We start from the raw sequence: 26936 nt of genomic DNA, 5'->3' as shown, positions 1-26936 counted from the left end.
GAGGAGAAACCGGAGAAATCTGCTGCTCATGGAGGGCTTCGTCAAGGTATGGATGGCGAAGCCCCCTACATCCCACTTTGAAAGGAAGAGGAGCCTTGGTGAAAAAACGTTTGCTTGCGGCACTTGCAGCCAGTCTGCTGTTCACGCTCAACCCCACTCCCCCAGTTGCACAAGCGGAGGGCGGTACGTCCGGGACGGCTTTTTATGTCGCCAATAATGGAAGCGATTCCAATTCCGGGACCCTGACTGCCCCATTCCAGACGCTGGAGAAGGCGCGCGATGCGATCCGGACGCTGAAGACGGAGGAAGGACTGCCGGACGGCGGAGTCACCGTGTATCTGCGGGAAGGAAGGTATGAGCGGACCTCCAGCTTCGAGCTGCGTGAACAGGACTCCGGCGAGTCCGGTAAGCCGGTTAAGTACACGGCTTATCCGGGGGAGTCGGTGACTCTGTCAGGCTCCCGTAAGCTGGCCAAATCCGCGTTCGTTCCGGTCACTGACCCGGCCATTCTCGGCCGGATTATCAGTACCGACGCGAGAACGAAAGTGCTCGCAGCAGATCTGGGGGCGCTTGGCATCACCGATTACGGCCAGCTCAGCCGCCATGGCTATTATCTGGCCAATGATCTGAGCGAGGTGCCGCCGATGGAGCTGTATGTGGCCGGGCAGGGCATGACCCTGGCCCGCTGGCCCAATGAGAGCACGGTCCAGATGGATGAGATCCTTGATCCGGGTCCGACCAGGAAGGACCCGAACGGGGAAGTGCATACGCGCGGCGGGACCTTCACGTACACGTATGACCGGCCCCAGTACTGGACGCAGGCAGACGATATCTGGCTGGACGGGATCTTCGGCTACAGCTGGGAATGGTCGTACAACAAGATTGCATCCATTGACACGGCCGCTAAGAGCATCACCCTTCGCTACGGGGAAATGAGCGGCATCTTCAAGAACTGGTATCCGGACTTCCATTTCGCGCAGAATCTGCTGGAGGAAATGGATATGCCCGGCGAATATTATATTGACCGCCAGGCGGGGAAGCTCTATTTCCTGCCGAACGCCGAGTTTGCAGCGGATAACCCGGATATTGAAGTTACGATGCTGAAGAGTCCGATGATTAACGCGCTCAATGCTTCGTATATCGACTTCTCCGAGCTTATCCTTGAGAACGGCCGTGATTCGGCAGCCGTATTCATGGGCGGCAGTCATATGCGTATTCTGAACAGCGAGATCCGTAACTTCACCAACAGCGGCGTGCTGGTCAATACGCAGAGCCGGTTCTACTACAACAACTTTGAAGGGGCGCCGGGAACGGACCACGCCATTATCAGCACTCATATTCATCATATCGGCGGCACCGCCGTCACACTGACAGGCGGCAACAAAACGACGCTGGCGCCAGGGAACAATGTGGTGGAGAATTCGCATATTCACGATTTTGCCTACTATCACAAAGCCTACAATCCCGGGGTACTGCTATCCGGCGTCGGCAACCGCATGTCGGACAATGAGCTGCATGATGCGCCTCATCCCGGCGTGCTGATCTTCGGCAATGATCATACCGTGGAGTATAACGAGATCTATGACGTATGCACTACCTTCTCGGATCTCGGCGCGATCTATATGAATGCAGGTGAGCAGCCCCATGAGCGGGGGACGGTCATCCGGCGTAATTACTTCCATAACATCGGCGAGAGCAAGGCCGGGGTGGAGGGCGTCTATCCCGACAATTTCACGATGGGGTTGACCATCGACGAGAATATCTTTTACAAGATGGGCAATTCGGCTATTAAAAACAACGGCGGTGCACATATCCTGACCCGTAACAATATATTCATCGACAGCAAAATTCCTTATGATTATGCGGATATGTTCCTGGGCGATGAGCCGGATGATCAGGTCCCGCTCAACTACATGCCGAAATGGCAGGCGCTGTTCGCGGCGAACAATAATTTCACCGGAACCCCTTATCTGACCAAGTATCCGGAGCTGGCGGATTTCTTCACGGAGAACCGTTATTATCCGGACACGAATACCTTCCAGGGGAATGTCGTCTATAACCCGTCGGTTCCGCGCAGTGTGACGACCAATGTATACGGGGCATATGACAAGTTCGGACTGGTCCAGTACGCGGATAACTGGGTGACCACAGCAGATCCCGGCTTCACCAACCTGGCGGGAGGCGATCTGTCGCTGCGGCCGGATGCGGATGTCTTCGATGTTATTCCCGGCTTCCCGGATATCCCGTTTGGCGATATCGGCATTGACGGCAAGGCGGGCACAACAGACGGTCCAGACAGCTATCCTGTAGAGGGGGTAGCCGTCTATGACAGTGAAATTACCGTGGACCGCTGGAAAACGGTGAAGCTGCGCACGGCGGTGCTTCCGTGGAACGCGGACCATCCCGCTCTGACCTTCACTTCGGCCGATCCCGGAGTTGCGGCTGTAGATAGTGGAGGTGCCGTTACCGGACAGTCGGTTGGCACCACGGTTATTACGGTAGCCTCGGCGGAGAATCCGCTGCTGACCGCTGCGGTTACGGTGCACGTGGAGGCAGGGGACGGCGTGATGGACTTCACGGATTTCGAATCCGGCGCGAACGGCTGGCTGCAGGATGCGAACCGCAGCATTGAGAAGATTGGGTCGAACCGCTGGTACAAGATTCTGAACGGGGCCTCGTCGCTCAGTCCCAAGTCCTTCTCTGATTACGAGCTGAACTTCAAGCTGAAGACACCGGAGGTCATGGGGGATAATGCGACCTTCTACATCTTCGACCGTCAGGCCGGCAGCGGTTCCAGCCGGATCGGGTACAGGACACGGGCAGACGGAAGCTCTGCCTGGCTGCTGTACAATTCGGCTTGGACGGTGCTGAAGGAGGTTAAGCGGCCAGGGCATGATCTGCAGCCGAATACGGAATATGCGGTCAAGATGCTGGTGAAGGGCGGCGACATCAGCGTCTACCTGGATGGGGCGTTTCGTCTGAAGGGCAATGATCCGGGGCATAACGCGGCAGGGAAAGTCGGATTCTACGTCAGCAATGTCAGCCAGATGCACTTCGATGACATTCAGTTCAAGGCGCTGACCTCTACGCTGGCCGGAATCATTCCGGCAGAGAGCACAGTGCGTATAGCCGCCGGGGAACAGCGGCAACTGGAGCTGGCCTTCGACCCTGTGGATACGCCGGATACAGGCGTCACCTGGCAGTCGGCTAACCCTGCGGTCGCTACGGTGGACAGTACGGGAGTGGTTCAAGCCGTATACGAGGGGCAGACCCTGATCTCTGCAGTGTCCACGGTGAATCCGCTCGTGAAGGCGGATATCACAGTCACCGTCTCGAATATTATGCATGAGACAGACTTCGAGAACGGAGGCAACGGCTGGCCGGTAGACCCGAACCGCAGCATTGCCGCAGATGCGGACGGCAACCGCCGCTACAAGCTCCTGAATGGTGCCAGCGGTCTGCTCGACCGCAGCTTCACGAACTATCAGCTGGACTTCAAGCTGAAGACGCCACCCGTGATGCCGGATAACGGTATCCTGTACATCTTCGACCGCCAGGACAGCGCCGGCTCCACCCGGATTGGCTACCGGACCCGGGCCGACGGATCTTCCGGCTGGATTCTGTATGATACCGCGTGGCAGAAGCTTACCGAGAGTGTGCTGCCGGGACATGACCTGCTGCCGGATACAGAATATGAGGTGAAGGTGACGGTGCAGGACGGAGATATTGCCGTATCTGTCAATGGTTCGCCAAGGCTCTCCGGCACTGATCCGGGCCACCGCCTGTCCGGCAAGGTCGGCTTCTACACCAGCGGCTTCGCTTATATGCTGTTCGACGATATTGTCTTCTCGGTCTTGCCGTAGGGGAGGGCGGGCGCTACTTGCGCAGAACCATAACGGGTGCGGTTAGAACAGACAATGGATACGGCAAAAGAGGCTGTACCAAAAGCAGATTTTCTATGGCAGAAGGCAGTTGTCATCATTCTTAATGCTACAAAAAGTGAGCAGAGCAGCGATTCTCCCGTTATTGGAGGATCGCTGCTCTGCTTTTTTGGTCATGGGTGGCTTTTTCGTCAGCCAGAAACTGAAGCATGGCGGTGGTAGCTGTCACGGCCGCCGCCGGGATAGGCAGCGTCAAAAATGGCGTTGTCCAGCCGATTGACGGTTGCATTCACGAGCACGAACGAGGTGACTTTCCGGGATATCTTCTTCCAGATCCATTGGCAAGCAAAGTGGGTCCATGGACTATTGAATGTACAGAAAACTCTCCTCTGAAAGGGTTGTGTAGTAACTCCATTTTACCAAAGGCCGGTTTCTCTTTGTGATTTTAGAAAGATTTTAAAAACTTTTCCCGCTTAAACAGCGGAGAGGACGGAACGACCTGCGGAAAAGCGGAAGCGGTCGCCTTGGTCTCCGGATTTTCACCGCTAAGGGGAATGAAAAAAATCTGGAGAGCACAGCGATTGGAACAACGGTCCGTTCACGCAGCGTCCACCCAAGTGCTCACGTTGATCCTACTCCAAAACAAAGTGACGTGCCGGGGTTATCCGGCTAATGCCGACCGGATCTGTCTCGTGTAGAACAGGCGGACAATGAAGAAGTAGATCACCTGAATGAAGAAGAACAGGCCCAGCACAAGCAGGGACTCCCTGAATATGGAGTACTGGAACATGTGAGACAAGGCCGTAAGGGCAACGGCTCCATGTACCAGGGCGACCACGATTGGAGCAAAGAAGAGCAGGCTGAGCTGGCGGTTCAATATCCGGCCAAGCTCCTTGTCACTCAGCCCCAGCTTGGAAATAGCCTTGAACTTGTGCTTATCCTCATCCAGATCACTATACAGCCGGAAATAGAGGAAGCTGCCGGCAGAGACAAAAAATACGATCCCGACAAAAAAACCGATGAACATTACCGGGCCAAAGCCCTCATTTGTTTTGGAGGTCAAATATTCAAGGGCATAGAAAGTATACTGCTCATCATAGGGAAGCTCATTGGTCAGCTTTTCGCCTGCCTTCTTTACTCCCGGCTGTCCAGTTGCCCCGTGCCATGCATAATAACGGCTCACTTTGAGCGGCTGTCCCAGCGTGCTGATCCACTCATCGGGGACGACATAATAACCGCTGACTCCCCGGATCGCCCAAGATACGACAGCCTGGTCCGCCTCGATGACGCCTCCCGGCTGCAGCTCGACCGGCTGGTTGAGCAGTTCTTCTCCCTTGCGGGACAGCCCGAAATCAACAACTGCGGCTTTCCCTGCGGCCAGCCGGATGGACTTCAGCTCCATCAGCGCTGCCAGGCGGTTATAATCGGATTGCTTCACCAGAACCATTGTCCGGCCATCCACAGCTTTATAGTAGTTAAGCTCCAGACCTGTTTTCTCGGCGGAAATCCCGGCTCTGCCAAGGCTCTCGTCAATCAGCTGTATATGGGCCTGTGCCTTGCTGTCTCCGTCCAAGGACTGATAGGTGAACAGATAGGGATTCTTCTGCGTAAGCGCTCCGTTAATCATCGACTGAAATCCGTATAACGCTCCTATCGCGCTGAAGGACACGGTAGAGATGATGGCGACCAGAAAAAAAGCGCGGGCGTTGTCCTTCATCCGGTGGGAAAGGTCAGAGAACAGCAGCATATTGGTCCGGCGCCAGTACAGACCCTCCCGTGCCTTCAGCATGTGAATCAGATACACGCTAAGCTGTGTGAACAGCAGATAGGTACCGATTGTGACCATAATGACCACCGGCACGAGCAGCAGTACTACATTCAGACCACTCGCCCGGAGAGACAGGAAGTAGCTGACCCCCAGCAGCGATACCACCAGCAATGACAATAGCAGCGAGGCCTTCGGCTCCGGCTTAGGCTGACGGTCTGCCTTAATGAGCGTAATCAGCTTGCCGCTGCGCAGCACGGACGAGATGAACAGGGAGATCAGGACGAACAGCAGCAGGAAGGAGAACAGGGTCAACACTATCGCCTTGAACGGCAAATAGAATTGAAGCGGCTCGTTAAGGGCAAGCACGTTCTCTCCTGCAAGCAGAATCCCTTTGGCAAAGATAAGGCCAAGTCCGATGCCGCTCAGAGTGGCGCCTGACCCGACGATCATATTCTCCAGGAAAATCATCCGCCGCAGCTGCCGGACAGTCATACCGTGCATCATCATCAGTCCGAACTCCCGTTTACGCGATTGCAGAAATGCACTCATGGAGTAGAGGACGAAGAAGAAGGAGAATATGTAGATCACCCATTTGGAGACCGCAAGCGCAAGAGCGGCGCTGGATTGAATGCGCTCCCCGCTAAGCAGCGGATGATAAGCGAAGATGGAGAAGGTGAAGAAGACCATCACCGTAAACATGCTGCTGAGAAAATAGGCGGTGTATAACCTGGCGTTCCGCGTGACATTACGGAATGCGAACTGGCGGAACGTCATGGTTATACCCCCCTAACAGCGAAAGTGTATCCATAATTTTCTGGAAAAAGCTCTGGCGGTTATCCCCACGGTGAATCTCTGTATAGAACCTGCCATCCTTAATGAACACCACGCGATGACAATAGCTGGCGGCTAAGGCGTCATGGGTAACCAGCATCATCGTCGTTGCCTGCTGCCGGTTGATCGTCTCCAGCAGATCCATCACATCCCTGGCTGCGCCTGAATCCAGATTACCGGTGGGCTCATCCGCCAGCAGCAGCTTGGGGGAATGGATCATGGCTCTGGCGATGGCTGTCCGCTGGGCTTGTCCGCCGGAGATCTCGTAGGTGCGTTTTTTCATAATGGAGCTAATGCCCAGCTTCCCGGCAATCTCCCGCGACTTTTGCTTCATTTCACTGATCCGGGTGCCATCCAGTGTCAGCGGCAGCACGATATTCTCTTCTACCGTTAAGGTGTTCAGCAGATTGAAATCCTGAAAGACAAAACCCAGCTCGCGGCGGCGGAATACCGCCAGTTCATGGTTATCCAGCTTGCCGATATCCTTGCCGCCGATTAGAATGCTTCCCGTAGTCGGTGCGTCCACGGTGGCAATCATATTCAGCAGAGTGGTTTTTCCGCTTCCCGAAGGCCCCATAATCCCCACGAATTCTCCGTCCGCAATGGTTAAATCAATATTGGTCAAGGCCCGGTAGGTGACATTTCCCTCATATATTTTACTGACCTGTTGTACCTCCAGCATAAGGTTCTCTCCTTCTCTGTATACACTAGAATGGTGATAAGACCAATATAGCGGAGGCGGCGGCCTTTCATCTATCGAATTAGATTTCACTTGTATTACACGTGTGTAAGCTAAGGATCAGCCTTCAAAATAATCCGTATGACTGTTCCTTCGCCCACCGCCGATTCCAGCTCAAGCCGGTGCCCCAGACGGTCTGCGGCCTCCTTGGTCAAATACAGCCCCATTCCCGTAGACTCCCGCAGTCCGCGCCCGTTGTCACCGGTGAAGAAGGGGGCGAATACCCTGGACAGATCAGACGCCTGAATACCGATCCCCTGGTCCTTCACCTCAATGACCGCGTCCGCTCCTCTCATGTAGCAGGATATAGCAATCTTCAGTCCGCCGCCCTTAGAGGCCGCTGCTGAATATTTGATGGCATTGCCCAAGATCTGCGACAGCATGAAGAACAGCCATTTCTCATCGGTCCGGGCGGTAATTCCGGGAGAGCCGGCCTTCACTTCAGGAAATAGGCTGTTGCGGATGAAAAGACGCTTGTGATCATGGACAACCTCATTTACGAGTCTCGGCAGGACAACTGGTTTAATATGAAAATCCTGTTCAAAGGCCCGCAGCCGGGCCATATAAAGAACGGTATGCAGTCCGCCGCGCATGCGTTCCAGCTCCTCGCGGATGCTGGCGAACTCAGGCTCGTCTATATTCTGCACCGTCAGTTCAATCACGGACAGCGGTGTTTTCATCTGATGCACCCACTGGTCGATGAAGGTCAGGTGCTGCTCCTGCTGGAGCTTCGCCGCTGTCAGCTGCTGCTGATAGAGGCGGTATTGGGAGTGAAGCAGCTGCTCCAGGGCTTGGGATACGGGGCTGTTCTCCATCGTCTGGAAGGATTCGTCCAGCGTCTCAAGCGGCTTCCCGAGGCGGAGATAGTACCGGCGCCTGCTGATGAATTGATAGATCAGGTAGCAGCCGAGAAAAAAGAAGCCAAGGAAGACCGAATAGAGTGCGGTCGGAAGATCGCGGTAGCCGTCCAGCCAGTAGATCGACAGCATAGCGCCAAATTGCACGATCTGAACAACCAATAACAAGACATGCTCACGGATAAACAGCTTCATGACTCCGCCTCTTCAGCGCTAAGATTCAGCCGGTATCCCGAACCTCTGACGGTAAGCACCGCATTCTCCAGCCCAAGCTCCTGGAATTTCTTGCGGGCCCTTGCGATATTCACATTAAGCGTGTTCTCATCCACGAATGCCTGCGGGTCCCACAGCTTCTCCAGCAGAGCCTCCCGGCTGGCTACTCTGGGGTAGCGCTCCATAAGACTCTCGATGAGATCGGACTCCTTGCGGGTGAGGGTCACAACCGCCTGCCCATACTGCAGTTCAAGCCGTTCAAGATACAGCTTCAGCCCTTCCTTCTCCAGCATCAGCTCCCCGCGCTTGCCCGCATATTCCCCGTAGGCCCGGCGGAGGTGACTATGGATTTTGGCGAGTACAATTCCTGAATGGAAGGGCTTGGTGATATAATCATCCCCGCCGTTCTCAAGCGCCATGATCTGGTCCATCTCCCCGTCCCGCGCCGAGATGAACAGCACCGGACAAGTGGAGACCCCGCGGATTTGCCGGCACCAGTAATACCCGTCATAGCTGGGCAGATTCACATCCAGCAGCACCAGCTCCGGTCTCATCTGTTCAAATTCCTGCAGCACGTGGCGGAAGTCCTTGACCCTGACCACCTCATACCCATACTTCTCAATAGCTGACTGCAGCAGGTCTGCAATCTTCGGATCATCTTCCACAATCATGATTCTGGACATATTTATGGGGCTCCTTGTCTTGGTTGTCTATGCCGGTTGGCAGCCTTAGGTCGAACTTTATTCGTAGCTACCAATCTCCATATCCAATGAAAATACTTCTTTAAAGCCTATCTTACCCTCGGAAGTAATGATTATCGCGCGCGTCTTGGGCAGACGTTGAATCCAATTCAACTCTAAAAGCCGTTCCAGAAGGGCATTACCCAATGCTCCGGCAAGATGGGGGCGCCGTTCACTCCAATCCAGACATTTATGACAGAAGGAGCGGCGTTTTTTTTCGGCTTTTTCAAGGTCAATTCTAAAGTTTGTGAAAAAGTCCTTCCCGCGTTCAGTAACGGTAAACTGTTTGTTTTCTTCGCACAGAATGCCTGTCCTGATCAGTGAATCTGTTAATTGCACCCCCAAACTCCCGGCGAGATGATCATAACAGGTCCTTGCCAGACGCAGCGCTTTATCCTCTGAAGCTTGTTTTAATGACTTGATATGAACAGGGGGAGCAATAGATAGTAAGGATTCCATAACCTGAGCCACCTCTGGATTGTGAATCCCGTAGTATCGGTGTCTGCCTTGTTTTTCAACGGAAATTACATGGGCATCGACCATTTTGGCTAAATGGAAGCTTGCCGTTTGAGGTGTGATTCCGGCTATATAGGCTAGTTCACCTGCTGCATGAAACCTTCCGTCCAATAGGACAGTTAATATTGCTGCGCGGGAAGTTTCACTCACTAGAGAAGCGATGATTGCTACATTTGAATTTGTTTTCATGTTACCCTCCGCTTTGCATTCCATCATTCGATGATCCTTGAATTATTTATATTATACAATTTAGGAGAACGAATACACATCGAGGAGAACTAAAATGAAAAATTCAAAACAGATTCCGGTAACAGAAACGATTAAACCTAAAATTTTATATTATGGGACCCCTGTCATTTTACTAAATACATTGAATGAAGATGGAACAGTAAATATTAGCCCGATCTCATCATCATGGGCCTTAGGAGATTGTATTGTATTAGGGATTGGTCTTGGGGGGAAAGCGATTGATAATTTAGAACGGCTTCCGGAGTGTGTGATTAATATTCCCGGTCCTTCACTTTGGGAGAATGTTGAACAGCTGGCTCCTTACACAGGGAAGAATCCAGTTCCTGAAAATAAGGAGAAATATGGATACACGTATCAAAAGATAAGTATGCTTTGAGCGGATTAACCCCCATTGACTCGGAGACGGTACAGCCTGCAAGAATTATGGAATGTCCGTTACAAATAGAGGCCAGGGTTCACAACATCCGGTTTCCTGAGCATTCCCCTAACTTTGCGATCATTGAGACACAAGCCGTACTTGTACATGCCCACAAAGAAATAATCATGGAAGGCAATCATATTGATCCCCAAAAATGGGCTCCTCTAATATATAATTTTCGTCATTATTTCGGTCTGGGTAACCAGCTTGGTAAAACCTTTAGGGCCGAAGTTTAGCCCACCAAATTTGATAAAATAAGAATATTTTCCTGGAGGAATCTTTGATTTTTGGCAATTCCTCTTTTTTTACACCAGGCAATGGAGGAGAAAGCGTCGTAAAAATTATAAAATGGCAGCACTCTTTCCAGTGCCATCATAGGCCGAACCGATTGATAACTCTCAATAAATGGTGACTTTGTTCTCGGGTTGGCCTCCCAAATATAGCGGTTGACTTTGGTGAAATCTATTTCCGATGATCCTCCGCGGGCACTCTCGAAATCAATAATGCCGGCAACCTCGTTACCTTGCACCAATATATTGCCTGGTCGAAAATCCATGTGAACAAAGCACGGCCCGTCAGGCTCCGGTAAAGCAGAGAAAACTCTATCAAAATGAAGAATACATTTCTCATACAATGTTGAGCCGAGAATCTCTTGGCATGGCTCCTTCCACATTTCAAAATTACTTTGGATATGTAATCTCCAGTCATTATGGTCAAATAACTTATAACCTTCGGCTGCATGATGCCCATACCCGGGAGCCTGGACCTCATGGAGCATGGCAAGATACGTACCCATTTGAAAAGAAAGCTTCTCATCTACGTCACCTGTACAAGGCATACCTTGAATGGCTGATAGAAGCAATGCGCCCTTAGTGCTCTCATCCCCATACCAAATGTCGAGTACCTTAGGAACAGGTAATACCTCCTTTAAGGTTTCGAGCATCTGAAATTCACGGAACAGTTTATCCTTGTTGAAGGGGATTTTAACAAATACAGTTTCTCCACTGGCAAGAGTAAGCTTGTAGACATCAGAGCTAAATGACTCTGGGACATCTTCAATATTCAAGACGTTCAACTTTAGCTTCTCTATAACGTTTAGAATAGAATTCATGTGGGACCTCCTGTGTAATCTAAGCCACTTTTCCTAAAATGTTGTAAAAATTGCAGCTTTGCCTCCGCGATAGCCGTGAGCGCGGGAGGAATGCTGCATAGAATGCATGAATTTTACAGCTAGGCCAGAGCCGCACAAACAGGCAGACTTATAGTAAGCCTGCCTGTCCAGGCGGACCGGCGGATTGCCGCAAGGTCATCATACGGTCCACTGGCTTCATCTAGAAGCGGTGCGGTTATCCCCGTTCATACCAGTACCCCGGAACCCCCCGCTCCAGACGCAGCAGCGCCTCCAGGAAGAAGTAGTCGCCCCAGATCATGAAATCATCGGGCGAGGAATTGCCTCTGACTGAATAGGAGCCATGCCGCAGAAACCCCTCTTCGGATGGATTGCCTGCGGTGAAGTAGTAGTTCATCAACGAATCCATAGACCGGGTCACGGCTTCCCTGAAATATTCCCGATCCGGGTCATTCTCCGGCAGATGCTCCAGCAGCTCCAGGAGACCGCATACGACGATGGCGGAGGCTGAACTGTCGCGCGGCGTGCCTTCCTCCTGCGGGGCATCGAAATCCCAGTAGGCTACATGGTCGGCGGGCAGATGCTCCAGGAAGTAGCGGGCCATTCGTTTGGAGGTTTCGAGATAAGGAGGCTCCTGGAAGCTGCGGTAGGCCAGGGCGAAGCCGTAGACTCCCCAGGCCTGTCCCCGCGTCCAGGTGGAGCCGTCCTGATAGCCTTGGGCTGTCCCGCCGCGCAGGGCATTCCCCGTCTGCGGATCGAAATAAAAGGTATGATAGGAGGAGTCGTCCCCCCTCACCAGGAAGCGGCGGCTCTTCTCGGCTTGGGTCCGGGCGGCCCTGGCATAGACCGGGTCTCCGGTCTGCTCACTGGCCCAGCAGAGGAGCGGAAGATTCATCAGGCAGTCGATGATGATCCGCCCTCCGTTCTCTTCATCGCCTTCCGGTCCCCAAGCCTGAAAGAGCTGGGGCCCGGAGCGCCAGCGCTTCATTAACATGTCGGCCGCCTCCACCGCCAGCAGACGCGAGGCTTCATCCTGTCCGGTGATCCAGCGGGCCTTGGCCGACAACGAATACAGGAAGCCTATGTCGTGGTGATCCAGCGCTTGCCCGTCAATCATACGCCGGTGGAAGGACTCTGTCGTCCGGGTCGCGGCGGCGTGAATCTCCGGGTCCTGGCTGTATTCATAGCTCAGCCACAGTATGCCGCTCCAGAAGCCTTCCGTCCAGTTGGTGTGGTCCGTCAGGTGGTATTTGCCGTCCCCCATGCTTACGATGGGAAAAGCTTCTCCAAAGCGCTTAATATTAAGCCGAGTAGTCGTTAGCGTGTGTTCAATGACATCGGTCCAATTCATTATCCTAACCTCCATAATATCGTTATATTGTTCTTATGGATATTATAGGCCTGGTAGGATATAGGTTTGTTGCGTGAAACTTTAGGTTAATTGCGGTATTGGCGCATCTGCTGATAGACGCTCCAGCTATTGACCAGATGACCCAGGGCGAACAGGCAGGCAGGGACCGCAAACAGCCAGGACTGAAGCCAATAACCGAGCAGCAGGAAATAGAGGGCCGGAAAGACGGCCATAGGGACCGGAATGCCAAGCCAGGGCGCAAATAACACAGCGAACTCTCTCTTCCTGCGGTAAAAGCGGACCCAGCACCCGTAATAAATCAGCAGACAGATTACCATGAGTACAGCGGACCCTCCAAGCGGCTCTGCAGCAAGCAGGTCGCCAAAGAGAATAGGCATCATGAAGCAGGTGACCTGGCCGGCCCGTTCCAGGAGCGTGAAGATCAGCAGGGTGGGGGACAGGGATTCAGGAGCATTCCGGGGCGGGAGGAATATAAAAATCAGATTCGGAAGTAATACGAATAAGGGTACAATAAATCCTAGGGGATGCAGGCCCATATGATATCGCCGTCCTATACTTATAAATTGGCCGTACCTGACAAATACATAGCATAACTTTATAATCGTATTATATATCCAAGAGCGCTCTAACCGGGAGGAAGACATGCAATTTCAACCTATATATGAAGACGGGGAGTTACTTCTGCCCCTGATCGAATTAGATCTGGCTGCAGCCCCATCGACTGGCATCATAACAGATCTGAAGCGGAAGCAGCTATTAATGAGTCAATTGGAGAATGCGGAGCATTATTATGTATTCCGGGCCGGGCAAAATGAGTACATGCGCCTGACGGTAGAGGAACTGATTACTTTTCTGATCCGGGTAACGGAGAAGAAGGAGCATGCCGCTTCACTGATCGGCTATTTCGGCCTGCAAGAGGAGAGCAGGGTGAGAATTATGCACCTTAGTGCCTCTAAGAGGATGTATGTGACCTTGCTGCGTGTCTTTTTTGCACATCAACGGGCACTTGTTCTGGAGGAGCCTTATTTCTACCTGGAAGAGCAGGATCGCCGTCAATTCAAACGGATACTCGATGATCTGTCACAGCACAAGCAGATTCTCATTCTGACCTCCAATTTGGAGGATGCCATGATATCCTGTGATGTCATTTACCGGCTTAACGGGTCCGGCTGCCATCCGCTCGATATCCGGGATTCCGAAGAGGACAAGCAGGAGATGCAGAAGCAGGACGAGGCCAATATCACCTTACAGAAGGTCTCTACCAAACGGCAGGACAAGGTGATTTTATTTGATCCGCCGGAGATTGATTTCATCGAAAGTGTAGAGGGCTCCATCCTGGTTCATGTGGGCGGTGAGCATTATGACTGTGCCCTGACGCTGACCCAGCTCGAACAGAGATTGCTGAATTTCGGGTTCTTCAGGTGCCACCGGTCCTACATAGTCAATCTGCAAAAAATCAGGGAGATCATCACCTGGACGAAGAATAGCTACAGCCTGCGGTTGAACACAGGTCAGGATGCCGTGGTCCCGTTATCGCGTTCCAGATTGCAGGAATTGAAGGTACTGCTCAAGCTGTAAAAGGTACCGTTCAGGCGGCAAGGGCTACATTTCGGCGTGTTTTGGTGGCTGAAAGTCTATGATCTGTATATGTTTATGGCATCAACGTTAAGGAAGTGGTGTTCATGGATGTGATCCGGGTAGAACGGGTCCGCAAGACATTTGGAGACAGGGATGCGCTTGCAGAGGTGTCCTTTAACATTCCGAAGGGAGAGATATTCGGGTTCCTCGGTCCGAGCGGTGCAGGCAAAACAACCCTGATTAAAATCCTGACGGCACAGTTAAATCCGACAAGCGGACAGGCGAAAGTATTCAATCAGCCGGCCGAGACCATGCGGCAATCTGCCCAGAAGATGCGCTTTGGCATTTTGACGGATAACAGCGGCCTATATGAGAGACTGTCGGTTGAGGAGAATCTGGAGCTGTACCGGAAGTTATATGATCTTCCCCCCTCGGCGGTCGATCAGGTGCTGCAGTTTGTCAACTTAAGCGCCGACCGTAAGAAGAAAGCCAATCTGTTGTCCAAAGGAATGCGTCAGCGCGTCCTGCTGGCCTGTGCGATTATCCATGAGCCGGAATTATTGTTCCTGGATGAGCCTACTTCGGCGCTCGATCCGGTTAACGCCGCGCATATTTACAAAGGTTTACGGTACTTGAATGAGCGGGGAACAACGATTTTTATCACTACACATAATATGGCGGAGGCAGAGCTGATCTGTAACCGTGTAGCGATTCTGTATCAGGGGCGCATTCAAACGATTGGCTCCCCGAAGGAGCTGAAGCGGCAGCACCGGGAGAATGTGATCCAGGTGGACCTGATCAACGGGGAAGCCCATGAGCTTCCGGTGGATGGGGTAACGGCTGACCGGATTGCGGACTGGATGAAGCAGGGGTTAATTGACCGCCTGGAGACGAAGGAACCGAGCCTGGGCGATATTTTTATCAAAATGACGGGAAGTGAGCTGCTATGAGTATCTCCTATAAACGGGTCCGGGCGATTTTTGTGAAGGATTACAAGGAGTTCTCCCGCAACTATGCGCTGTCCATTATGCTGATTTTTCCTATTATTCTCGCTCTGCTGTTCAGGAGGGCAGGTACGACTCTGCCCGGGGCCAGCGGATTCCTGTTCAACAGCTCGTTCGTATTGCTGACCTGCTTCGCCCAAGCCTGCCTGATTGCGGAAGAGAAGGAGCGCAGCACGTTGCGTTCATTAATGATGACTCCGGCGACTACGATGGATGTTCTATTGGGCAAAAGCAGTCTGGTCTTTGTCATGTCCGCGGTGGTTATCGCTATTTCCAGCTTATTATTCGGCTATGAGCCAGTGAATGCAGGGGCGTTCGTCACTGGAATCGTGCTGTCCATTATTCTGTACACAGCAGCCGGGACGATCTGCGGTCTGTTCTCCAAGACATTGCTTGAAGCCTCATTATCCATACTTCCTGTGGCGTTCATCTTTATGGGTGCACCGTGGGGGGCCGTACTGGCGAAGGATTATCCGGTCTTCCAGGTGCTGGATTATATGCCAAGCAGTCAGCTGGTGCATTTGCTGAGCATAAGCGGTACAGGTTATACAACAGCCGATCTAACGCAGCCTCTGCTTATTATTCTGGCCTGGACGGTTGGATTAACGATAGTGTCTGTGGTTCTATATCAGAAGCGTTTGAAGGACGAGTAGATGTTTGAGGAACGAGTAGGCGTTAAAGGATAAGGGCCGCTTGCCGTGCGGCCGTGTAGTGACCAACTGTAAAGGAATGCATAATAAGCCGCCCCGGAGAGGGGGCGGCTTATTATCGTTGATCTATGTTGATCTATATAAATTGAACTGCTTACAAGTACATCTATCTATAAAAGATGCACAAAAGAAATTAACAAAAAGCAAAAGAAACGGAGGGGAAATTTGGAACTGTAGGAGCGGTAGCGATCGCCTTTGTCACCGGATTTCACCCGCGGATAGCGGTTTAATTCAAGAAATCTGGGGACAACAGCGGCCGGAAGTCCAAATGTTCACCGCAGTGACGACGAAGCTTCATTGTTCAAGACTTAAAGTGCATCTTATATAGAACTCTTAAACCCTATTAGGAATCTCAACAGCAGGATCAGTCTCGGCCTCGTAATCCACGCCTTCGGTGCGGAAGCCGAACAGATGGAAGAAGTCATCCTGATAGCCTGCAAGATCCGCCAGCTCAGGCACATTGTCCGTCTCCAGCTCATTCCAGCGTCTCATAACCTCGATCTGCACATCCTCACGCATCTCCCAGTCATCAATGCGGATCAGGTGGCTGCCGTCCGCAGCTGCTTCACCGCCGTTATACAGATGGTCTGCGAACAGGCGGTACATCTGCTGAATGCAGTTCTCATGCAGCTCCTTCTCCTTCATCACTCTGTACAGCGCGGAGATATACAGCGGCACCACCGGAATTGCAGAGCTGGACTGGGTAACCAGCGCCTTGTTCACGGATACGAAGGCCCGTCCGCCGGTGGCGGAGAGCTGATCATTCAGGGCAATGGCTGTCTGCTCCAGGTCATTCTTCGCCTGGCCGATGGTTCCATCGCGGTAGATAGGGTGGGTGATCTTGGGTCCGATATAGGAATAAGCCACTGTCGTTGCGCCGTCTGCCAGCACACCGGCTTCCTGCAGCTGATGAATCCACATGCCCCAGTCTTCTCCGCCCATAACGGCGATGGTCTGGCGGACTTCATCTTCCGTGGCGGGCTCAATGGTAACGGTGGAGACTTCTCCGGTGTGGAAATTCATCGTCTTGTTCGTGTACGCTTCGCCTACCGGCTTAATCACGGAGGAGAACACTTCTCCGGTTACCGGATGTGTGCGGCGCGGGGAAGCCACGCTGTACACCACCAGATCAACGGTGCCGAATTCGCTCTTAATGAGATCTATAGTCTTGGTCTTGATAGCGTCCGAGAAGGCATCGCCGACGATGCTGAAGGATTTCAGGCCCTGCTTGGCCGCCTCCTGTTCAAAAGCCGCAGAATTATACCAGCCTGCCGAGGCTGTGCGGGCGCCTTCAGCGGCTTTGTCGAAGAATACGCCGATGGTATTGGCGCCTGCGCCGAAGGCAGCGGCAATCCGCGAAGCCAGTCCATATCCTGTAGAAGCGCCGATCACCAGCACGTTGGCCGGGCCTGTGAGCTTCTTTTGTGCCCGTACATAATCAATCTGTTCCTGTATTTGTCCGGCACATCCCTCCGGGTGAGCAGTTGTGCAGATAAAGCCGCGTGTTTTTGGCTGAATAATCATCAAGGATATCCCCTTTGTTTTAATTTTTTAATTTTTTTCGTTAATATAGAGTATAGCAAATGATGGCATAGAAAGATAAGCTTGAATCTGTTTAGCTGCAATTCTTTATTCTGTGGAATTCCGGGAGGGTCTATAATTGCTGGTGATTAAAGGGAGTGAAGCTGCGGAGCTTCTGACCATGGAGTCGTGTATAAAAGTGATGGAGACTGTTCTCGCTGAACTGTCGGAGGGGGAGGCGGTGCAGAGCCTCCGCCAGGTCCTGCCGCTGGAGGAGCGGAATGTGCTGGGCTTCATGCCCGGCTATCTGCGCCGCGGGGGCGTTGCCGGTGCGAAGCTGATCAGCGTATTCCCGGGGAATCACGGGATCGGCCTGCCTTCGCATCAGGGGGTGGTGGCGCTGTTCGATGCCGCCACCGGTGTGCCGCTGGCCATGGTGGACGGCCAGGCCATCACCGCGATCCGCACGGCGGCAGTCAGTGCGGCAGCGACGAAGCTGCTCGCCAGGGAGGAGGCGGAGTCCCTGGCGGTGCTCGGTACCGGTGAGCAGGCCCGGTGCCATCTGGAAGCGATGCTGCAGGTGCGCGGTATCAGGCGTGCCCAGGTATGGAGCAGAACGCCGAGCAAAGCCCAGGCGTTCGCCTCCGCCATGAGCCGCCGGTGGAACGCAGAGATCACGGCGGCACCGTCTGTGCAGGACGCGGTCAAGGACGCGGACATTATCTGTACGGCGACGGCTTCGGCAGAGCCGGTGCTGCACGGCGCCTGGGTGAAGCCAGGCGCGCATATTAACGCGATCGGCGCATGCAGGGCGCATGAACGGGAGCTGGACACGGCGCTTGTAGCCGGGGCGAGACTCTATGTGGACCGGCTGGAGTCGGCGGTCCATGAGGCGGGGGATTATCTGATCCCGCTCAGTGAAGGGGCGATCACTGCGGACCATATTATTGGCGAAATCGGCGGGCTGCTGACGGGCACTGTCCCCGGCCGAGGAAGCCACCATGAGATTACGCTGTTTAAGGGGCTGGGGCTGGCTGTTGAGGATCTTGCCGCAGCCTTCTATATTTACAAACAGGCGGTTGCTCTGCACAAAGGCGTGGAAATTGCATTTTAAATAAATAGCGTGTCTGTATATTCTTCAAGTTCCATCAATATAGCTGTATTCTGTACAGTTAAAAAGCGGCGGAAGGCCGGATTTTCCAGGTTAACTGTATTCTGTACTATTAAAAATAGCGGTAAGTCTTCTTTATATGAAATATGGGATTTTTAGCTGTAGAGAATGCAATTAAACCCTTCACAGCACAATAATCAATCGCTTTAGTTGTACAAAATACAGTTAGAGCGTAGGCGCGTCAAAGGGGCAGCTGCCGGAAGCCCTAATTGTCCACCGCAGTTATAAATGAGCACCAAGTAAAATTAGATAGTTTCATATAGAAGGGGCTGGATTAAGTGAGTATACAGGAAGGCCGGTACGATTTTGGACTGAGTGCTGCGCAGGAGGAGCGGGCGGAGCGCCTGCATGATGAGAATATAAATATCGACCTGCTGTTTCAGGGACCGCTATCCCCAGCCGCCATTCCGGAGAGCATCTCCCTTAAGGTGAAGGAGCTATGCGAGCCGTACAAGGATGAACCCATGGTCTACAGCACCATGCCGGCGCAGATCATCACCCGGCTGGCGGCCAGCGGTGAGATTGCGGAGTACAAGGAGGAGTGGTACAAGTCCGGGATCACCGCCGGTAACCGGGAGCTGCATCTGAAGGATACAGAGAGCCTGATTACCAGTATGGGTGAGGTGCAACTGCAGTTCGATTCCTGCGATTGGCTGGTGAAGGCGCTGACCGCAGAGGATATCCGCAGGGCTAAACGTGAAGGCAAGAAGGCCGGGATCGTAACGGCACAGGAGACGGATGCACTGGGCAAGAATCTTGCCCTGCTGGATACGCTGCACAGCTTCGGTCTAAGAATTCTGCAGTTAACGTACAACAACCAGAATCTGATCGGTTCCGGCTGTGCGGAGCCGGGGAATGGCGGTCTGTCCTCCTACGGCCTGCGTGTAGTGGAGCGGATGAACACGCTGGGGATCATCGTGGATACCGGGCATTGCGGCAGGCAGACGACTCTGGACGCCTGCGCCGCCTCAGCCTCCCCTGTCATCGCCTCGCATACCGGCGCCGAAGCGGTCTATCCCCATATGCGCTGCAAAAGCGATGAGGAGCTCCGCGCCATTGCTGCAACCGGGGGAGTGATTGGTGTGTTTGCGATGCCGTGGTTTGTGCATGAAGATCCTGACCATACCACGATAGAGCATGTGCTGGACCACATGGAATATGTGATCAGGCTGGTAGGCGTAGAGCATGTGGGTATCGGAACGGACTGGCCTATGAGTGACCTGGAGTGGTCGCTGGTTTTTTTCAAAGAGCAGATCGCACCGAAGCTGGGATTCGCCAAAGGGGATGGACCCTCAACCGAAACCGTAGCCGGCCTTGCGAAATACAGTAATTTCATTAATTTCACACGGGGACTGGTGGCGCGCGGGTACAGCGATGAAGAGATCGCGAAGCTGATGGGCGGCAACTGGCTGTGTGTATTTGAGCAAATTTGCGGATAGGGGACCTGGAGAGATGAGTACATATTTACAGCAGACAAGCTTCAATTTCTATTGCTCGGGAATCTACAGCGGGACAATCCGGTTCACGGACCAAGCGGTAATGCACGCCAAGGTTGATGCCCGCAGACGTACGCAGATGCAGGAGAATGTGCTGGACCCCGGGACGAAATATGTGCTACCTCTGAGCAAGATCGCCGGGCAGCTTAGTTCATACAGCTCCGCAGAATGGGCTGGGGATGAGGTGGTGCTGGAGAACGGGGACCGGTATCAGAAGCATATCGCTTATCAGGCGGAGATCTCCGGCACCGAACGGACCTCTCAGGTTTGGGCTTACCGGGGTGGCACGGCGCTGGATATCGTGACGGTGGACGGTGAGGTGATTGCTTTTGTGACCCCTAACCGCTACGGGCTGGAGCTGATTGTCCGGGCAGGCTATGAGCCGCTGACCCCGCTTGCGGTCTATACTGAGCCGCTTTGTCGCAGCCGGAGTACGGTGTGAATGATCTGGGGACGGAGCTTGTGCCGATGCGGGACGGGGTGAAGCTGGCGACCGATGTATTTCTGCCGGAAGGCCTGCCGCCGGGAGCGAAGGTGCCGGCTATTCTGGTAAGAACCTGCTATGACCGTAATGGCAAAAAAGAAATTTTCATGCGCTGGGCGAACCGGGGCTACGCCGTAGTCTCCCAGGATGTGCGCGGACGGGCCGATTCGGAAGGGGAATTGATTCCCTTCTATAATGAAAGGGAGGACGGCTATGATACCATCGAGTGGATGATCAGCCAGGATTTTTCGAACGGCAAGGTGGGAATGTGGGGCGCCTCTTATCTCGGCTATGTTGTGGTTGCAGCCGCTACCAGCGGTCACCCGAATCTGCTGGCAGTGGTCGATGAGGTAAATGTAGGTTCACCGTTCGTAGACACCGCGCGCAAAGGCGGGACGCTCTGCTCCTGGCCGCTGCTGTCCTGGACATTGGCTCAGTCTGTGGGAACGAGGACGGACTTCGATATATTTGGTGGCATCACGGTAGATCCGGAGACGGCGGTGGATGCCAGACCGATCAGGGATATTCCGCAGCAGATGATCGGCCGCCCCTCAGGGCCTTGGGAGCTGTGGAGCCAGCATCCCGAATATGATGACTTCTGGAGAAACTGTACGTTCACCGAGCGCGGGGATCAGGTCAAGGTGCCGATGTATGTAATCTCCGGCTGGTATGACGGGGACAGTCCCGGGGTATCGGAGACCTGGCGCATGCTGACGGAACATGATGTGCCGGGCCGCAAAATCCGTCTCGGCGCCTGGGAACACGGCCCGAACCGGTCCCGGGATCTGCCCGGCGTGTCCTTCGGCAATGATGCAGTGGTGTACGACTATGATGTCTCCGTGCTGCGCTGGTTCGACCGCTATCTGAAGGATATCCCGAACGGCATTGATCAGGAGCCCCGCGCTTCTTATTATGTGGTGGGCGAGAACCGCTGGAGAACCTCGGAGGACTGGACACCGGCAGAAGCGGTGATTACCCCGTTCTATCTGGGCGGCGGCGGCCGGGCGAATTCTTCGCTGGGGGATGGCCGGCTGGGGCTGGAGCCGGAGGAGCATTCCGTGGCCGATACGTACATCTATAATCCGGCTGATCCGGTGGCTGACAGCGGGGAGCGCGAGCCGGAGAATATGCGGAAGCATGAGCTGCGCAGTGACATTGTTGTCTATACCAGTGAACCGCTGGCGGAGCGGCTGACAATCGCCGGTGAGCTGTCGGCGGTTCTCTATGCAGCAAGCACGGGCTTGGATACGGACTGGGTAGTGACGCTGAGCGATGTGAATGAACAGGGGGATTCCATCCGCCTGTCCAATTATATTGTGCGGGCGAAATACCGTCACGGATTGGAGCGGCCGCAGCTGCTGGTGCCGGGGCAGGTGGAGCGGTACGATATTTTCCTGCAGAATATCGCACACACGTTTGCCGCAGGACACCGGGTCCGCTTCACAGTCACCTCCTCCAGCAAATTTGTGGCCTTCCCCAATACAAATACCGGGAACAATCCGTATGAAGATACGGAAGCGGTCATTGTGCAGCAGACGATCTGTCATAACCGCGAGTACCCGAGCCATATTAAGCTGCCGGTGGTGCCGAATTTCGATATCTAGCCCTGGCTCGACTCCGAATTGATTTTAGACGGTGTGTAGAAGGTCCTGGATGGAAGAGCGGATTTGGTCTGCAACTTTTCCCCATTGGCAGCGTCCATGAATTTGATGGGATTCTTGTACAGATCCTTGCGCTTCGGATGAACTCAAGGAGGAATTAGAGTGGGCCAAAGATTATCTATACTCCTGCTGGCTGTGCTTCTATTGGCCGGCTGCAGTGAAGGGGGTTCAACTATGAGCTACGCGGAGAGACAGACGGCCGCAGCGGAACTTGATTCGCGCTTGGTGGAACAGAGCAACCGGCTGGGCGTGAAGCTGCTCGGCCAATTATGGAAGCCGGGGGGCGGGAACCTGACCCTCTCCCCTTATAGTGTTGCTGCTGCCCTGGCTCTGGCCTATAACGGCAGCGCCGGGGAGACGGCAGAGGAGCTGGGGGATCTGCTGGGTTATGCGCCGGAGGAACGGCAGAAACTGAATACCGGACATCAGGCACTCTTGAGGCTACTGAAGGATGGAGGACCAGGGGTAGAGCTGAAGATCGCGAATTCAGTCTGGGGCATGAAGGGTCTGCCGCTGCGGAGGGAGTATCTCAAGACCGGTGAGGACTTCTACGATGCGCAGATTAAGACGACCGACCTGGCTGCCCCGAAGTCCGTCCGGCAGATTAATGAATGGGTCTCTGACCATACGGAGCAGAAGATCGACGGGATGCTCACGGAGCCGCCCGGAACCGAGGCGGTGGCGGTGCTTGTCAACGCCCTGTATTTCACAGGCGGCTGGAGTGATGTGTTCCCGGATGAGGCTACACATCAGGCAGACTTCTATCCTCCGGGCGGAGCAGCTGTACAGGTAATGATGATGAAGCGCAGCGGATTTCTCCCGTATGCAGCTCATAAGGATTGGCAGGCAGTGAAGCTTCCTTACGGAGAGGGCCAGATGGAGATGGTGGTGGTCCTTCCAGCAGAGGCTTCCTCGCTGCAGGAGCTTGCGGACCGGCTGGAAGCGGAGGGGCTGCCGTCTGATGAGGATTTTGCCACTTCCAGAGGGACGCTCCGGCTGCCAAGGTTCACGGCCAGTTACGGGACAGAACTGAGTAAGGCTCTGCAGGCGCTTGGGGTTAAGCATGCCTTCGATCCGAGCCGGGGGGATTTCTCCCTAATGGCGGATATAGACAGCCCCATTTACTTCGAGCAGGTTATCCATAAAACGTACATTGATGTAAATGAACGGGGAACGGAGGCGGCGGCTTCGACCGTCATTGATATGCGTGCCGGATCAGCCCCTCCTATGGATAAGCCCTTTGAAATGACCGTCAACCGGCCGTTTCTGTTCCTCATCAGGGATGTGCAGACGAAGGTCGTGCTGTTCCTTGGAGCGGTTGAGAATCCGCTGGAGACCGATTAGCTCCGGCTGGGATGAATTTCAAGTGTTTACGCATAAATACTCCCTTCACAGGTCACAATAGGAAAAAACCAGAATGAAGGGATTAACGTGAATGCTTTTCGCTTGAAAAAACAACTGTGGCGGCGGTGGAGACGCTGGAAAAAAGCTCCCTGGGTGGGTGCGGCATGTCTCGTGCTGACCTTGCTGGCCTGGCGCGGGATGCAGGTCCCGGAAGAGATCAGCCATCTGCTGGATCATCCGGCCTGGGCATGGTCTGGAACACTTAGCGATACCTTAGAGCAGAACCAAGAACCCGGCGGCAGCATGGCGGCTGTGGCAGCCGTATATAACCATACAGCTAGTGATGAAGAAGAGAGAACGGCAGTGATGAACAGCCAGGAGCTGCTGGAAGCGATCAGCAAGGATGCGGTCAGCAGAACGGTGCATCTCAAGACCCTCTATGTAGCCGGTGAAGAGGTGCAGACCCTGCCCGGCGAACGGACTCCCGCCCAGCTTAGAGAGCTGATAGCCCGTCATGCAGGCTGGAGCGGCTGGCTAAGCCGGGAGGGGGACCTGTGGCTGGAGCAGCGAGTCAATGATCTGTCCCCGCTGACCAAAAAAGAAGCCTACTTCGGTGTAGACGAGCAGGGGAACCTGACCCTGTTCCAAGGCCCTCCTGAGGCCGAGAGAGTCATGAAGACCTTTTTTCAGATGGATATAGGCTCCATTAAATCCTCTCTGCCTCCAGAAATCTGGGAGCAGCTTCATCAGGGCATCCGGGTTCAGGATCTGGAGGAGTACAACAGTGTACTCTCCACCTTCAGCGACTATGCACGGGATTCTGCTGAACAGGTGATGCATCCGGAGTGATAGTCAGGTCATAGTATGTATTTCATTTCCCCGGGACAAAGTTTTTGTCTCCCGGGGAAATTTTTTTGCTATAATGGGTGGAAGGAATACATATGTTCGCTTTAGGGCCGGAGGGATGGATGAACCCGCAGGGCTATTCCGCCTTGTTATCTATCTCAAGCCTCTGCCCTGGCATAGAGGAGAGAGAAGGATCTTGCGCATCTTGGGGATTGATCCGGGGCTGGCGATTGTCGGCTTTGGCTTTGTAGATAAGACAGGGAACAAATTGACACCGGTCCAATACGGCTGCATCCAGACCGAGGCCCATACCCCGGAGGAGGAGCGTCTGCTCCATGTCTATGAAGGTATGGTACAGCTGCTAGATAAATATAAGCCGGATGCAGTAGCGGTAGAGAAGCTGTTCTTCAGCCGTAATGTAACCACAGCCCTGCCGGTGGCGCAGGCGCGCGGAGTGCTGATACTGGCAGCCGTGCAGCGCGGGCTTCCGGTGGCTGAATACACCCCTATGATGGTGAAGCAGGCCGTAGTCGGTTACGGCAAGGCTGAGAAGAAGCAGGTTCAGGAGATGGTCAAGCTGCTGCTTAAGCTGTCGGCTGTGCCGAAGCCCGATGATGTGGCGGATGCGCTGGCGGTGGCTGTCTGCCACGCCCATTCTGTGAGTCTTAATTCCAAATTAAATGAGGTATTGCGAAAATGATAGATTTTCTTAGAGGACCGGTTGTGCATCTGGAGCCGGAATATGTTGTGCTGGATGTGCAGGATGTGGGATACCGGGTATTCTGCCCGAATCCGTATGCTTTTGCCAAGGTGGAGGGTCCGGTGACCGTCTTCATTCATTATCAGACCCGTGAGGATGCTACGCTCCTGTTCGGCTTCCCGACACGCGAGGAGCAGAGGCTGTTCCGCAAGCTGATCGAGGTATCGGGCATCGGCCCGCGTGTTGCGCTGGGGATTCTGACCGGCGGAACACCGGATCAGCTGATCGCGGCTATCTATCAGGAGAATATCACCTTCCTGACGAAGCTGCCGGGGATCGGCAAGAAGACGGCGCAGCGGATGATTCTGGATCTGAAGGACAAGCTGGACGGATTCGGCGGTGCGGCCCTGCAGACCGGGCTGTTCGCAGTGGCGGCTGAGGCCCAGGCTAAGGTGGAGGCCCTTCCGTGGGAAGAGGCGCGGGACGGTCTGAAGGCGCTGGGGTATACCGATGCCGAGCTTGACCGTGTGTGGCTGAAGATGAAGCAGGAAGGTACGGATACCGGACCGGTTGATGTGCTGATGAAGAAGGCGCTGGGGCTGCTGTATATTGCCAAATAGGCCCGGAAGAACGGAGTGAGGAATAATGGATGACCGGATTATATCAGCAAATCTGATGATGGACGAGCAGGCGGTGGAATTAAGCCTCCGCCCCCGTTATCTGGGAGAATATATCGGCCAGAACCAGGTGAAAGAGAACCTGAAGATCTATATTGAAGCAGCCAAAATGCGCAGTGAAGCGCTGGATCATGTGCTGCTCTACGGGCCTCCGGGTCTCGGCAAAACCACACTGGCCAATATTATCGCCAATGAGCTGGGCGTGAATCTGCGGACCACCTCCGGCCCGGCGATTGAGCGGCCCGGTGATCTGGCGGCCTTGCTGACCAATCTGCAGGAAGGCGATGTACTGTTCATTGACGAGATTCACCGTCTGCACCGGACGGTGGAGGAGGTCATGTATCCGGCGATGGAGGATTTCGCGCTGGATATCATGATCGGCAAAGGGCCGAGCGCCCGGTCGGTACGGCTGGACCTGCCGCCCTTCACGCTGATTGGGGCGACGACACGCGCGGGATTGCTGTCCGCTCCGCTGCGTGACCGCTTCGGCGTAGTCAGCCGGCTGGAGTACTACACAATGGATGAACTCAGCTTCATTGTAGCCCGCAATGCTGAGCTGCTTGGCATCGAGATTCTGGGCGACGCTGCGGAAGAGATTGCCCTGCGGGCCCGCGGGACTCCGCGGATTGCCAACCGCCTCCTGAAGCGGGTGCGCGATTACGCTCAGGTTCGCGGGGATGGAATCATCACCCCGGAGATTGCCGCCGAATCGCTGAAGATGCTGCAGGTGGACCCCCGGGGACTGGACAACATCGACCATAAGATGCTCCAGTCCATGATCAGCTCCTTCCGGGGCGGACCTGTCGGACTGGATACCATTGCCGCTACGATAGGCGAAGAGAGCCAGACCATTGAGGATGTGTATGAGCCTTATCTGCTGCAGATCGGTTTCCTGCAGCGTACTCCGCGCGGGCGTGTGGTTACCCCTGCGGCCTATCATCATCTTGGACTTCCGCTTCCTCCGCAGCCGAACTGATTTCTTCAGATATAAGCACCGGATAAGTGATTCGATTGATAGTCATCTAAGTTGC

Annotated in this window: 23 protein-coding genes and 1 pseudogene; 14 read left to right on the top strand and 10 right to left on the bottom strand. The window is 54.1% G+C overall.

All coding sequences use genetic code 11. The features are described 5' to 3' along the window. The first annotated feature begins 98 nt into the window (after positions 1-98). Positions 99-3863, top strand: coding sequence for an Ig-like domain-containing protein (locus KDC22_RS25930; protein WP_211720843.1), 3765 nt, complete (start codon positions 99-101; stop codon positions 3861-3863). Positions 3864-4023: 160 nt separating this feature from the next. On the opposite strand, the gene KDC22_RS25925 is transcribed toward KDC22_RS25930, so the two are convergent. From KDC22_RS25925 to KDC22_RS25900, 6 genes are all read right to left on the bottom strand, one after another. Continuing rightward, entirely contained in the window at positions 4024-4170 is a 147-nt protein-coding gene (locus tag KDC22_RS25925) for a hypothetical protein (protein ID WP_173128750.1), read from the bottom strand. Between the two features lie 372 nt (positions 4171-4542). Beyond that, complete coding sequence (locus tag KDC22_RS25920; protein ID WP_211720842.1) at positions 4543-6423, bottom strand: FtsX-like permease family protein; 1881 nt, start codon at positions 6421-6423, stop codon at positions 4543-4545. Beyond that, a complete protein-coding gene (locus KDC22_RS25915; RefSeq protein ID WP_173128744.1) occupies positions 6395-7162 on the bottom strand; it encodes an ABC transporter ATP-binding protein in 768 nt (255 codons plus the stop codon). The genes KDC22_RS25920 and KDC22_RS25915 overlap by 29 nt, the downstream gene beginning before the upstream one ends. A 110-nt stretch (positions 7163-7272) precedes the next feature. Beyond that, a complete protein-coding gene (locus KDC22_RS25910; RefSeq protein WP_211720841.1) occupies positions 7273-8271 on the bottom strand; it encodes a sensor histidine kinase in 999 nt (332 codons plus the stop codon). Then, positions 8268-8972, bottom strand: a complete 705-nt coding sequence (locus KDC22_RS25905) for a response regulator transcription factor (RefSeq protein WP_211720840.1) — start codon at positions 8970-8972, stop codon at positions 8268-8270. Before KDC22_RS25905 ends, KDC22_RS25910 begins: the two co-directional genes overlap by 4 nt. A gap of 57 nt (positions 8973-9029) precedes the next feature. Further along, the gene (locus KDC22_RS25900; RefSeq protein WP_211720839.1) at positions 9030-9734 is read right to left on the bottom strand and encodes an ArsR/SmtB family transcription factor; all 705 of its coding nucleotides are present in this window, start codon (positions 9732-9734) and stop codon (positions 9030-9032) included. A 94-nt stretch (positions 9735-9828) separates the two neighbouring features. Here KDC22_RS25900 and KDC22_RS25895 point away from each other — a divergent pair. Then, positions 9829-10448: pseudogene (locus tag KDC22_RS25895) on the top strand (flavin reductase family protein). On the opposite strand, the gene KDC22_RS25890 reads toward KDC22_RS25895, so the two are convergent. From KDC22_RS25890 to KDC22_RS25880, 3 genes are all read right to left on the bottom strand, one after another. Continuing rightward, positions 10445-11323, bottom strand: coding sequence for a phosphotransferase family protein (locus tag KDC22_RS25890; RefSeq protein ID WP_211720838.1), 879 nt, complete (start codon positions 11321-11323; stop codon positions 10445-10447). The pseudogene KDC22_RS25895 and the gene KDC22_RS25890 sit on opposite strands and share 4 nt — an antisense overlap. 235 nt (positions 11324-11558) lie before the next feature. Next, complete coding sequence (locus KDC22_RS25885; protein WP_211720837.1) at positions 11559-12692, bottom strand: glycoside hydrolase family 88 protein; 1134 nt, start codon at positions 12690-12692, stop codon at positions 11559-11561. Between the two features lie 86 nt (positions 12693-12778). Further along, on the bottom strand, positions 12779-13249 hold the full coding sequence (locus tag KDC22_RS25880; protein ID WP_211720836.1) for a hypothetical protein: 471 nt from the start codon (positions 13247-13249) through the stop codon (positions 12779-12781). Positions 13250-13355: 106 nt separating this feature from the next. Between KDC22_RS25880 and KDC22_RS25875 the strand changes: the two genes are divergently transcribed. From KDC22_RS25875 to KDC22_RS25865, 3 genes are all read left to right on the top strand, one after another. Next, positions 13356-14291: a LytTR family transcriptional regulator DNA-binding domain-containing protein gene (locus tag KDC22_RS25875; protein WP_211720835.1), complete on the top strand. Its 936-nt coding sequence runs from the start codon at positions 13356-13358 to the stop codon at positions 14289-14291. A 104-nt stretch (positions 14292-14395) separates the two neighbouring features. Beyond that, a complete protein-coding gene (locus KDC22_RS25870; RefSeq protein ID WP_211720834.1) occupies positions 14396-15241 on the top strand; it encodes an ABC transporter ATP-binding protein in 846 nt (281 codons plus the stop codon). Continuing rightward, complete coding sequence (locus tag KDC22_RS25865) at positions 15238-15948, top strand: ABC transporter permease (protein ID WP_211720833.1); 711 nt, start codon at positions 15238-15240, stop codon at positions 15946-15948. Before KDC22_RS25870 ends, KDC22_RS25865 begins: the two co-directional genes overlap by 4 nt. Before the next feature lie 390 nt (positions 15949-16338). On the opposite strand, the gene fabV is transcribed toward KDC22_RS25865, so the two are convergent. Continuing rightward, the gene (gene fabV / locus KDC22_RS25860) at positions 16339-17529 is read right to left on the bottom strand and encodes an enoyl-ACP reductase FabV (protein WP_173128716.1); all 1191 of its coding nucleotides are present in this window, start codon (positions 17527-17529) and stop codon (positions 16339-16341) included. A 142-nt stretch (positions 17530-17671) separates the two neighbouring features. Here fabV and KDC22_RS25855 point away from each other — a divergent pair, with 142 nt between their 5' ends. From KDC22_RS25855 to ruvB, 9 genes are all read left to right on the top strand, one after another. Continuing rightward, positions 17672-18640, top strand: coding sequence for an ornithine cyclodeaminase family protein (locus KDC22_RS25855; protein ID WP_246553786.1), 969 nt, complete (start codon positions 17672-17674; stop codon positions 18638-18640). A gap of 335 nt (positions 18641-18975) precedes the next feature. Beyond that, complete coding sequence (locus KDC22_RS25850; protein ID WP_211720831.1) at positions 18976-20136, top strand: dipeptidase; 1161 nt, start codon at positions 18976-18978, stop codon at positions 20134-20136. A 13-nt stretch (positions 20137-20149) separates the two neighbouring features. Beyond that, positions 20150-20635 (top strand): hypothetical protein, encoded by a 486-nt coding sequence (locus tag KDC22_RS25845; RefSeq protein WP_211720830.1) that lies wholly within the window; start codon positions 20150-20152, stop codon positions 20633-20635. After that, positions 20632-22281, top strand: coding sequence for a CocE/NonD family hydrolase (locus KDC22_RS25840; protein ID WP_211720829.1), 1650 nt, complete (start codon positions 20632-20634; stop codon positions 22279-22281). The genes KDC22_RS25845 and KDC22_RS25840 overlap by 4 nt, the downstream gene beginning before the upstream one ends. A 159-nt stretch (positions 22282-22440) precedes the next feature. Next, positions 22441-23682 (top strand): serpin family protein, encoded by a 1242-nt coding sequence (locus KDC22_RS25835; RefSeq protein WP_211720828.1) that lies wholly within the window; start codon positions 22441-22443, stop codon positions 23680-23682. Positions 23683-23784: 102 nt separating this feature from the next. Then, complete coding sequence (locus tag KDC22_RS25830) at positions 23785-24531, top strand: BofC C-terminal domain-containing protein (RefSeq protein WP_211720827.1); 747 nt, start codon at positions 23785-23787, stop codon at positions 24529-24531. Positions 24532-24724: 193 nt separating this feature from the next. Then, positions 24725-25228, top strand: coding sequence for a crossover junction endodeoxyribonuclease RuvC (ruvC, locus tag KDC22_RS25825; RefSeq protein WP_211720826.1), 504 nt, complete (start codon positions 24725-24727; stop codon positions 25226-25228). Continuing rightward, on the top strand, positions 25225-25848 hold the full coding sequence (gene ruvA, locus KDC22_RS25820) for a Holliday junction branch migration protein RuvA (RefSeq protein ID WP_173128700.1): 624 nt from the start codon (positions 25225-25227) through the stop codon (positions 25846-25848). Before ruvC ends, ruvA begins: the two co-directional genes overlap by 4 nt. 25 nt (positions 25849-25873) lie before the next feature. Then, positions 25874-26881, top strand: coding sequence for a Holliday junction branch migration DNA helicase RuvB (gene ruvB, locus KDC22_RS25815; protein ID WP_211720825.1), 1008 nt, complete (start codon positions 25874-25876; stop codon positions 26879-26881). The last annotated feature ends 55 nt before the right edge of the window (positions 26882-26936 follow it).

The sequence above is a fragment of the Paenibacillus tritici genome (genome assembly GCF_018207515.1).
Lineage (GTDB): Bacteria > Bacillota > Bacilli > Paenibacillales > Paenibacillaceae > Paenibacillus_AQ > Paenibacillus_AQ tritici.
The sequence above is the reverse complement of the archived record's forward strand: the minus strand, read 5'-3'. Positions and strand labels throughout refer to the sequence as shown.